Source organism: Inquilinus sp., from assembly GCF_057815775.1.
The window spans coordinates 1-8,772 of record NZ_JBYRFX010000104.1; the positions used below are offsets into that span (position 1 = coordinate 1).

Consider the following 8,772-nt stretch of genomic DNA (forward strand, 5'->3'; position numbering starts at 1 on the left):
CAGTCCAGATGGTCTAGAGCCTGTTCCATCCCGATCGAATCGGGATGGGGCTCTATCTCTTGGTTTTGAGCATGATCCTTTCCGAAAACCGGGTTCCACTTTTCGGGATCATGCTCTAGCCCCGATACCGCAGCGCGCATCGACCAGCAGCGAAAAGGCTGATGTCGCCTGGCGGCGGCTTGGGTAGTACAGGTGTTAGCCGGGGAAGGGCGGGCACCAGTCGGCCAAAACACGCACCAATTCGCCGCTGGCAAGCGGCGCGCGCGGCTGATCCTCGGGCTAGCCCTGGGCGCCGACGTCTTGACTGATGCGCCTCCTGGCGGAGCAGGCCACGCCTTCGGGAAAGTGCAGCAGTCTCGCGCCCGATTGCAAAGATGAAAATACGGCCTTCATCATTAAGAAAAATGCAACGTGCAGACAATACTTGTTGCGCGGCCAGGGCGAGAACAGGAATAGGGTGATGGTCGAAGACAATATCTGGGTGGCGTCGCTGGAAGTTTATCTCCGGAACCGGAAGTGGGTTGTCGGATACATCTGCATGGCTGGCGGATTGGCGTTGCTCGACAGATTCATAAATATCAACTCCGGTGCTTCAATCTTCATCGGGGTGATGATTTCGACCTTCCTGGCTATTCCTGCCCACATTGCCGTTTTGACGCAGCTTGACCCCGACCAGGTATCCAGCTGGCTGCAGCAAAGGCCCAAGGCATTCTTCAGTTTCGTAAGACGTTGCCTGTTGCTCGGCTTCCTCGGTGTCATAGCTCCCCTTGTGATCGGGATTGCCATGGTCATCGGCGGCATTCGTCCATCCTTCGCCATACTGGCCGCGATTCTTGTCTGGATTTTTTCCGGCATCGCTGCGTTTGCAAAATGGGGCACGATGTTGCCCGCGGTCATTGCCGATGATGATCAAACGCTTGCGGCTGCCGGCCAACGCGGAGCCAAGGTGTTCGGCTATGCGTTTCCGCGTCTGCTCATCTCGTTCGGCTTGGTCACGGTATTGTTCTTGGCCATATTGATGGTGCTGTCCTTTCTGCTGGGCATCGATTCAAAAGGTTCAGGTGCCGCGCCTCTGATGCTGTCTGTCGTTGGCTCGATAATTAGCGCGTATCAAGTCGTCATGACGTCCGTCGTGTTGTCACGTTCCTACCTCAGATATCGACCGGCTGCGCCGACAGCGCGTCGCATGGGGTTGGCATTGGGCAGATAGGTCCAACCAACTGCCTGCAGGAATATTAGCCCTCGGCGTTGAAGTTTGAGGGGTGCAACGTCGAGGATGCCTAGACGATTGGCGGCAGCCCGAACACCGCAAATTTCCAAATCTTGACGTGCCGCGCCACTTGCTCCAGCTTGGGGCCATGTTCGTTTTCGCGCCCACCCACAACAGCCGACGCTGCCCCTGCACAATGCGGGGCGCTAGGCTGATTGCGCGACGACGAAGACCGGCAAAATAGATCGGTTCGTTCGTTTCAGCCCCGCCCGCTAGATCCGCCGGTGGGGTTTTTCATGCCTGGAGCCTTGTTATGACAAAGACGTCCATCCGGTTTCGGCCGGCCAAACCCGCTGATGCCGCCGCGATCAGGGATATCGTGCGATCAGCCTATGCCAAATGGGTGCCGGTGATCGGCCGCGAGCCGATGCCGATGGCCGTGGATTACGACGAGGCCGTGCGCGAGCACCGGATCGACCTCCTGTATGCCGGCGACGCGCTGGTCGCGCTGATCGAGATGGTGGATCGCGGCGACGATCTGCTGATCGAGAACGTCGCGGTCGCCCCCGATGCCCAGCGCCGCGGCCACGGCCAGCGCCTGCTGGCGCATGCCGAGGCGCTGGCGGCGGAGCTCGGCCGGCCGCTGCTGCGCCTCTACACCAACCCGCAATTCGCCGGGAATGTCGACCTCTATGCCCGATCGGGCTTCACGGTCGAGCGCGAGGAGCCGTTCAAGGACGGCACCGTCGTCCACATGCGAAAGCCGGTGCAGCCGGAACGCCCGGTCCTGTCGACCTGAAAACAGGCAGGGTCCCAGCCCGATCCCGCTGACTATGAAGGGATGATGAAATGCCTGAAATTGGATCAGGCTGGGACTTTCGTCTTATCGACAATTACTTCTGCACGCAAGATGATTTCTTTCGTCGGACTTTATAATACTAAGCAACTTCGCAAAAATCCGATCAAATGCCAAATATCGGCGCCGGCCCTATTGGGGAAGCGCCGGCGATCGAATGACCGGATCGGGGCCGTTCGCGATCGGATCGGGACGATGGTGACCATCGCCGCCGCCTAGCCTGTCGCTCTCACGAAACGGAGAGCGATCATGCGGTTCGGCATTGCAGTGTTGGGGGCCATCCTGGTGGCGGGGTCCGCGGCCCAGGCGGCGGAGTTCCGGCTGACCAGCCCGGATGTGGCGGAGGGCGGCACCATGGCCGACACCTTCGTGTTCAACAGCTTCGGCTGCACCGGCGGCAACGTCTCGCCGGCGCTGGCCTGGTCCGGCGCCCCGGCCGGGACCAAGAGCTTTGTCGTCACCGCCTACGACCCGGACGCGCCGACCGGCAGCGGCTGGTGGCATTGGGTGGTGGCCGACATCCCGGCGACGGCCGGCGCCCTGCGGCGCGGTGCCGGCACTGTGGCCGGCCACGGCCTGCCCAAGGGCGCGGCGCTGGGCCGGACCGATTACGGCACCCTGGCCTATGGCGGCCCCTGCCCGCCCCAGGGCGACGCGCCGCACCACTACATCTTCACGGTGCATGCGCTGTCGGTCGATCACCTGCCGGTCGATCCCAAGGTCTCGGGCGCCATGGTCGGCTTCGCCCTGCATGGCACCGAGATCGCTCAAGCGACCTTGACCGCCCGTTACGGTCGCTAACCTTTGACACTGCCGCTGGTCAGGCCGGAGACGATCGAGCGCTGCAGCAGCAGCCCGACCAGGACCGGGGGGGCCGCGGCGATCACGCCCGCCGTCGCCAGCAGGCCGTAGTCGGAGACGCGGCCGCTGGCGAGGTTGGCGATGACCACGGTCAGCGTCTGGGCCCGGCTGTCGCTGGTGAACAGCATGGCGTAGAGGAACTCGTCCCACACGATCAGGGCCGAGAACAGCAGCGTGGTGCCGATCACCGGCCGGGCCAGCGGCAGGGTGACCCGCAGCAGGATCTGCCACAGCTTGGCGCCGTCGATCCGCGCCGCCTCCTCCAGATCCACCGGGATATTGTCGATGCCGCTCTTCAGCAGCCAGGTGGTAAAGGGCAGCACGATGGTGCAGTCGGCGATCATCAGCGCCCAGGGCGAGTTGAGCAGGTCGAGCGACGACAGGATGCGGTACAGCGGCACCACGAACATCAGCGGCGGCAGCATGTAGGTGGCGACGATCAGGTACAGCATCCAGCTGTACGGCTTGGGGTAGCGCGAAAACACCCAGGCCGCCGGGATCGCCAGCAGGAAGGCCAGCACCGTCGTGCCGAGCGCCACCAGGCAGGTGTTGCGCAGGGCCGCCAGGAAGGCGGCGCCGTCGCCGTTCGACGAGACCGTGAGCAGCCGGGAATAGCGCGAGAAGTCGAGCTCGCTCGGGATCCAGGCCAGGGGCAGGGTGGTGAGGTCGCGGGTCGAGCTGACGCTCATCACCAGCAGCCACAAGATCGGCACCAGGATGACGATGCCGACGAGATACATGGCGGCGTAGGCGGCGACCCGGCCGGGCAGGGACATGCGCATCGGTCAGGCCCTCGGCTGGTTGCGCAGGACGCGGGTGTAGCCGGCGATCAGCAGCAGGCTGAGCGCGACCGACAGCATCGCCAGCGAGGCGGCGTAGCCGGCGTGGCGGAACGAGAACGCCTCCTGGTAGATCAGGATGCTGAGCGACTTGGTGCTGTCGACCGGGCCGCCGCGGGTCATCACCCAGATGATGTCGAACACCTTCACCGCCTCGATCATGCGCAGCACCGCGGCGATGCTGAGTGGCAGCAGGATCACCGGCAGGGTCACGGCACGGAAGCGGGCGAAGAAGCCGGCGCCGTCGATCGTCGCCGCCTCGCGCAGATCCTTCGGCACGCTCTGCAGCCCGGCCAGGGTGATCAGCGCCACCAGGGAGAAGGTCTTCCAGATGTCGGCGGCGGCGATGGCGAACAGCGCGGATGACGGGCTGCCGAGCCAGCTCTGGTACTGGTCGATGATCCCGAGTTGCAGCAGCAGCGCGTTCAGGGCGCCGAAATCCGGATTGTAGATCACCCGCCAGGCCATGGCGTTGACCACGGTCGGCAGCGCCCAGGGCACGATCAGCAGGAAGCGGAAGAAGGCGCGGCCTTTCAGCGGCATGTCGAGCAGCAGCCCGACGCACAGGCCGATCGCCATCTCGATGCTGACGGTCAGCACCGTGAACAGCGTGGTGACGCCGAGCGCCTTGAGGAAGCCCGGCGAGCGGAAGGCGCGGATGAAGTTGTCGATGCCAACGAAATTGCCGCTGGCACCGCCGAGCTGGGCATCGGTGAAGCTGAGCCAGACCGTGTCGAGCAACGGCCAGCCGATGACAGCAGCCAGGACCACCAGGAGCGGCAGGACCAGCAGCAACCGCCCACGAAACGTCAAGGCAGTCCTCTTGCTTACAGGGAACAGAAGATCTCCCGCCGCCCCGGGCGGTGGCCGGGACGGCGGGAGGGATCGGCGATCAGGCGGAGGTCAGCCGCCGGAGGCGAGGTCCGTGGCCGCTGACTTCAGCGCGTCCGCGGCCGAGGCCTGGCCCAGCAGCGCCTGCTGCAGGGCCTGCTGCAGCCGGGTGGAGAACTGCTGGTAGTCGACCACGAACGGGCGGGCGAAGAGCGACGCGAAGGACTTGGACTGCGCCTCGAGCAAGGCGGCGTTCGGGCCGGTCTTCACCGACGGATCGTCATAGTAGGACTTCCAGATCGACGGGGCGGCGGACGCATACTTCGCTTCGACCTCGGGCGAGGCCAGGTAGCTGATATAGGTCCAGGCCGCGTCCTGGTTCTTGCTGCCGGCCGGGACGCCCAGGCCCATGGCACCGTTGACGGTCGAGACCGTGCTCTTCCCCTCGACGCCCGGCGGCGCGATGACGCCGACTTGGCCGACGACCTGCGATTCCTTCGGGTCGGTGTTGGCCTGGTTGTACATGTAGGTCCAGTTCAGCGCGAAGGCCGCCTGGCCGCTGGAGAAGACGCGGCGCACGTCTTCTTCAAGATACTCGGTCGAATGCGGGTTGGTGGTGCCGTTCTTCAGGGTGTCGACCATGAAGTTCAGCGCATCCAGGCCGCCACCGGTCTGGAAGGTCGGCTTGCCGTTGGCGTCGACGAAGTTGCCGCCGAAGGCCTGCATCAGCACGGCATAGTCGCAGATGATCGCTTCGGCCTGGCTCCAGCTCCAGACGATCGGGTACTGGACGATGCCCTTCTGCTTCAGGATCTCGGCGTCCTTGATCACCTCGGGCCAGCTGGCCGGCGGCTTGGCGATCCCGGCCTTCTCCAGCATGGCCTTGTTGTAGAACAGGAACTTGCTGTCCATCAGCCAGGGCATGCCGTAGGACTTGCCCTTATAGTCGACCGTGGTCCAGGCACCGTCCTGCACGCCGCCGCGGGTCTTGGCGTCGATCCGGCTGGTCACGTCGGCCAGGATGTTGTTGGCGGCAAATTCCGCCGGCCAGATCACGTCGAACAGCACCACGTCGTAGCCGCCGCCGGAGCCGGAGGCGAGGGTGATCTTGTCGTGCAGCGTCTCATAGGGGACGAATTCCAGCTTCACCTGGATGTCCGAATGCGCCTTCTCGAAGGCGTCCGTCATCTCGCGGATCTGCGCTTCCGAATAGCCCGCTTGGGCCATGAACAGGGCGTTCAGCGTGGTCTGCGCCTGGGCGATGCCCGGAAGGCTCAGCAGGAGCGTGACGCCCAATGTTGCACAGGCCTTCCGGCCGATAATTCCCATGTGCCACCTCCCAGTGCGGGCGGCAGGGCGCGGTTGTTCCGCGATTCACTGCCGGCCAATTAATCAAACAGTGTTTTATTAATCCCGAAGCCCGGCGTGGTTGTCAACCGCCTTGCCCGATCGCCGTGGTCCGGCCCGGCAGGCGGACGCCGAGCAGCACCAGCGCCGGATTGTCCGCTGCCGCCGTGCCCTCGCCAGGCGATGCCGACAGCCGCGACAGGTTGGATTGCAGCAGCACCGCCACCGGCAGCGCCGCGGCGCCCATCGCCGGCAGGTCCGCCGCATGTTCGGCCGGCACCAGCCGCGGCAGGCCGCTGCCGGTCTGGCGGTGGCTCATCGCCGGCAGCAGCGGCGTGGCGGCGGCGATCAGCCCCTGCAGCAGCTCCGCCGGCAGGCCGCCGCCGATCACGATGGTGTCCGGGTCGTACATCGCCTCGATGTTGCCGATGGCGATGCGCAGGTACTGTCCCGCCTCCTCCTGCCAGGCCAGCAGGCGTGAATCGCCGTCGCGCAACAGCGCCACCAACTCCTCCGCCGGCACTTCGTCGGGCGCCCGGGTCGGGCCGCACACCGCCTCGGCCGCGGCGTAGAGCGAGACATACTGCTCGAAGCAACCCCGGCTGCCGCAGGGGCACAGCCGCCCGCCGGGCTTGACGATCATGTGGCCGATCTCACCGGCGCCGCCGAAGGCGCCGCGGTAATGCTGGCCGTCGACCACCACGCCGCCGCCGACACCGAGGTTGAAATGCAGGTAGAAGAAGCTGCTGGCGATGCGGCCGACGCCGTACAGCCGCTCGCCGATCGCCGCCACGGTGGCGTCGTTCTCGACCAGCACCCACAGCCCGGTCAGCCGCACCAGCTCCGCCTCCAGTGGGAAGTGGGTCCAGGCCGCGGCTTCCTTCACCTTGTCGTACCAGAAGGCGCCGTTCTCGACCGTGCCCGGCACGCTGCAGCCGACGCCCCAGACCTGGTCATGGCTGACGCCGGAGGCGGCCAGCAGGTCCAGCGTCTGTTCCGCCAGCGCCTCCGCGGTCGCCTGCGGCTCACGCGCCGACAGCACCCGGGAATCATGGGCCACGACCTTGCCGGTCAGGTCCGACAGCACGCCGGTGACGCGGCGATAGGCCAGGCTGAGGCCGATGGTGTAGCCGCCGGCGGGATTGACCGAAAGCTCGGCCGCCGGCTGGCCGCGCAGGCCCAGCCGCTTGCCGTCCTGGCGGATCAGCCCGGCCGCCTCCAGCTCCACCGTGATGTTCGACACCGCCTGCACCGTCAGACCGATCAGCGCCGCCAGCTCCGCCCGCGTCACCGGCCCGTGGCGCCGCACCGCCTCGAACACCGCGCGGCGGTTCAGGGCACGCGCATGCTCCAGATTCGCCCCCTGGAAGGTGCCGGACCGGTCCGCCTGACGCGCCATGAACTTTCCTCTCGACGGGTACAGCGATCCAATATAATCAAACAGCGTTGGATTAATAGCCGCCCAAATACGAGACGGTTGTCCGCTACGAAATAGGCCAGGGAGCCTTCCCCCATGCAGATCGGCCAATACATCCGCCAGCAGCCGGCGCTGCTGGCCGCGTTGCCCACGGCGCTGGCATCGACCCTGGCCGGGCTGCCGGCGCTGGCCCGGACGCCGGAACGGATCGTGCTGCTGGGCACCGGTTCGTCGATGAACGCCCTGCTGGCCGGCGCCGATGCGCTGGAGGCGGCGACCGGCGCCGCGATCGTGGCCAAGGAGCCGGAGGCGTTCCTGCGCCGGCCGCCCAAACCGAATTCCGCGCCCACCCTGGTGCTGGCCGCCTCGCAGTCGGGCATGAGCATCACCTCGATCGAGGCCGTCCGCCTCTCGGTGGCGCTGGGCTTCCCGACCGTGGTGGTGACCGCCGAGGCCGACAGCCCGATCACCCAGGTCGGCGCCGATGTCGTGGTCATCCCGATCGGGCCGGAGACGGTGGGGCCGAAGACCAAGGGCTACACTGCCACCACCCTGAGCGTGCTGGCCATCGCCGCCCATTTCAGCAAGCGCCCGCTCGACCTGTCCGGCCTCGCGGCCGTGCTGGAGCGGACGGTCGAGACCGGCCGCCTGGCCGCGGATGAACTGCTGCAGCGCACCGGCGTGCCCGACTACATCCAGATCGCCGGCCAGGCCGGCCATGTCGGCACCGCGCTCGAGGCGTCGCTGAAGATCGCCGAGATCAGCGGCGTGCCGACCGCGGCCTTCGACACCGAGGAGGCGCTGCACGGCCATTGCTACGGCACCACGCCGCACAGCCTGGTGATCGTGATCGCCCAGACCGCCGACGAGGCCAAGGTCGCCGCCAATCTGGGCGAGGCGCTGACGCCGCTGGGGCCGCGGCTGGCGGTGTGCAACCTGTCCGGCCACGCCACCCGCTTCGACTGGGCCGTGGCCTGGCCCGATGGGGCCGAGGAACTGGAGTGGCTCGGGCCGGCCTGGGCGCCGATCCCGTTCCAGTGGCTGGGCTGCGCCCTGGCGACGGCCCGCGGGCTGAACCCCGACACCATGATCTATCCGGACATCGGCAAGAAGCTGAACGTCCGCCTGCGGTCGACGGTGGCGTGATGCCGGTCGCGGTCGGGCTCGACATCGGCGGCTCCTCCACCAAGCTCGGCGCCATCGACGGAAACGGCCGGGTGCTGGCCCGGGCCCGGTTCTCGGTGCCGAAGGCGGGGTCCTTCGACGATTTCGCCACCGCGGCCATCGCCGCGGTCGAGGCGCTGCGGCGCGAGATCCGGCCGGTCGTCGCCATCGGCATCGGCGTGCCGGGCTATCCCCACCCCGACACCGGGTTGCTGTTCGGGCGCTGCCCGGCCGTGCCGGCGCTGAT

9 protein-coding genes are annotated in these 8,772 nt (G+C 66.6%); 5 read left to right on the forward strand and 4 right to left on the reverse strand.

The window, feature by feature from the left end; translation table 11 throughout:
• Window positions 1-307 precede the first annotated feature (307 nt).
• The 3 genes from AC3XYG_RS03775 to AC3XYG_RS03785 all read left to right on the forward strand — a co-directional run bounded on the left by AC3XYG_RS03775 (window position 308) and on the right by AC3XYG_RS03785 (window position 2,867).
• Window positions 308-1,210 carry a hypothetical protein gene (locus AC3XYG_RS03775; RefSeq protein ID WP_489138477.1) on the forward strand — a complete coding sequence of 301 codons (903 nt, stop codon included), beginning with the start codon at window positions 308-310 and terminating at the stop codon, window positions 1,208-1,210.
• 379 nt (window positions 1,211-1,589) lie between these two features.
• The gene (locus AC3XYG_RS03780) at window positions 1,590-2,009 is read left to right on the forward strand and encodes a GNAT family N-acetyltransferase (protein WP_489138478.1); all 420 of its coding nucleotides are present in this window, start codon (window positions 1,590-1,592) and stop codon (window positions 2,007-2,009) included.
• Between the two features lie 306 nt (window positions 2,010-2,315).
• Window positions 2,316-2,867 carry a YbhB/YbcL family Raf kinase inhibitor-like protein gene (locus tag AC3XYG_RS03785; RefSeq protein ID WP_489138479.1) on the forward strand — a complete coding sequence of 184 codons (552 nt, stop codon included), beginning with the start codon at window positions 2,316-2,318 and terminating at the stop codon, window positions 2,865-2,867.
• Here AC3XYG_RS03785 and AC3XYG_RS03790 read toward each other — a convergent pair.
• The 4 genes from AC3XYG_RS03790 to AC3XYG_RS03805 form a co-directional block, all read right to left on the reverse strand.
• Window positions 2,864-3,709, reverse strand: coding sequence for a carbohydrate ABC transporter permease (locus AC3XYG_RS03790; RefSeq protein WP_489138480.1), 846 nt, complete (start codon window positions 3,707-3,709; stop codon window positions 2,864-2,866). The genes AC3XYG_RS03785 and AC3XYG_RS03790 overlap by 4 nt on opposite strands.
• Before the next feature lie 3 nt (window positions 3,710-3,712).
• Window positions 3,713-4,579 (reverse strand): carbohydrate ABC transporter permease, encoded by an 867-nt coding sequence (locus AC3XYG_RS03795; protein ID WP_489138481.1) that lies wholly within the window; start codon window positions 4,577-4,579, stop codon window positions 3,713-3,715.
• A gap of 90 nt (window positions 4,580-4,669) precedes the next feature.
• A complete protein-coding gene (locus AC3XYG_RS03800) occupies window positions 4,670-5,926 on the reverse strand; it encodes an extracellular solute-binding protein (protein ID WP_489138482.1) in 1,257 nt (418 codons plus the stop codon).
• A 103-nt stretch (window positions 5,927-6,029) separates the two neighbouring features.
• Window positions 6,030-7,343 carry an ROK family transcriptional regulator gene (locus AC3XYG_RS03805; RefSeq protein ID WP_489138483.1) on the reverse strand — a complete coding sequence of 438 codons (1,314 nt, stop codon included), beginning with the start codon at window positions 7,341-7,343 and terminating at the stop codon, window positions 6,030-6,032.
• Window positions 7,344-7,457: 114 nt separating this feature from the next.
• Here AC3XYG_RS03805 and AC3XYG_RS03810 point away from each other — a divergent pair, with 114 nt between their 5' ends.
• Together AC3XYG_RS03810 and AC3XYG_RS03815 are read left to right on the forward strand one after the other, a co-directional pair.
• A complete protein-coding gene (locus tag AC3XYG_RS03810; RefSeq protein WP_489138484.1) occupies window positions 7,458-8,507 on the forward strand; it encodes an SIS domain-containing protein in 1,050 nt (349 codons plus the stop codon).
• Window positions 8,507-8,772 (forward strand): ROK family protein (locus AC3XYG_RS03815; RefSeq protein WP_489138485.1); only part of this gene is annotated, 266 nt, incomplete at its 3' end. The genes AC3XYG_RS03810 and AC3XYG_RS03815, both read left to right, overlap by 1 nt.